Here is a 1,318-nt window from a genome sequence, read left to right as displayed (position 1 = left end):
CTGGGCCTGACCCGCTTCGGCGGACATCCAAGATCAGGAGCCGACCGGCTCCGGGAGGATGTCGCGCATCATGGAGCACATGGGAAAGAAGCGGCCTCGGACGCGGCGGTCGTTCACGCCGGAGTTCAAAGCCGAGATCGTCGAGCTGTGTCAGCGCGGTGACCGGTCGGTCGGGCAGATCGCTAAAGACTTTGATCTGACCGAGACCGCGGTCCGGCAATGGGTCGTCCAGGCCGATCGGGACGCCGGCGCCCGCGACGACGGGTTGACCAGCGACGAGAAAGCCGAACTCGCGCAGCTGCGGCGAGAGAACCGCCGGTTGCGTGAGGACGTCGAGGTCCTCAAACGGGCCACGGCTTTCTTCGCGAAGGAGACCCGGTGAACGTCTACCCGTTCATCGAGGCGGAGCAAGCCGGCCAGCACAACGTCAAACGTGCGTGCGAGCTACTGAAGGTCTCCCGGTCCGCCTACTACCAGCACCAACGCGACGAGCCCTCCGACCGCGACCGCGTCGACCAGGCACTCACCGACGAGATCACCGACATCCACGAGACGTCCAAGGGCACCTATGGAGCGCCGCGGATCCACGCCGAACTGGCCGCGACCGGGCAGCGGCACGGCCGCAAACGCATCGCCCGGCTGATGCGCGCAGCCGGTATGCGCGGCAAATCCCCGCACCGCTGGCGCACCACCACGACCCCGGATCCGGCCGCACCGGCCCGCCCGGACCTGGTCGGCCGGGACTTCACCGTCGACCCGGCCGCCGCGGACCAGCGCTGGTGCGGCGACATCACTTACGTCAACACGTGGGAAGGGTGGCTCTATTTGGCCACCGTGATCGATCTGGCGTCCCGCCGCGTCGTGGGCTGGGCGGTCGCCGATCATCTGCGCACCGACCTCGTCGACGCCGCTCTGACCGACGCCCTCAACCGGCGCCGGCCCGCCCCGGGTCTGCTGTTCCACTCCGACCGCGGCTGCCAATACACCAGCTCTCAGCACGCCCGGCTGGCCGCAGCGCACGGGATCCGGCTCTCCCTCGGCCGCCGTGGGCAGTGCTGGGACAACGCCGTCGCCGAATCATTCTTCGCCACGATCAAAACCGAACTACTCCACCGCAGGCCCTGGCCGACCCGCATCTCCGCACGTCAGGCCATATTCGAATACATCGAGGGCTGGTACAACACGCGCCGCCGGCATTCCGCCCTCGGCTATCTCAGCCCCGCCGACTACGAAACCGGTGCCTCCGGCCCGCTACTCTCCGGCCGGGCAGCGTAATCACCACACCGAACCTGTCCGCCGAAACGGGTCAAGGCCAGTC

At 68.2% G+C, this 1,318-nt stretch carries 1 pseudogene; it reads left to right on the top strand.

Going from position 1 to position 1,318, the window contains the following annotated elements:
* Window positions 1-79 precede the first annotated feature (79 nt).
* Window positions 80-1,275: pseudogene (locus tag ABEB28_RS42945) on the top strand (IS3 family transposase).
* Window positions 1,276-1,318: the final 43 nt, after the last annotated feature.

The organism is Cryptosporangium minutisporangium (assembly GCF_039536245.1).
In the GTDB taxonomy this organism is placed as follows: domain Bacteria; phylum Actinomycetota; class Actinomycetes; order Mycobacteriales; family Cryptosporangiaceae; genus Cryptosporangium; species Cryptosporangium minutisporangium.
The sequence above is the reverse complement of the archived record's forward strand: the minus strand, read 5'-3'. Positions and strand labels throughout refer to the sequence as shown.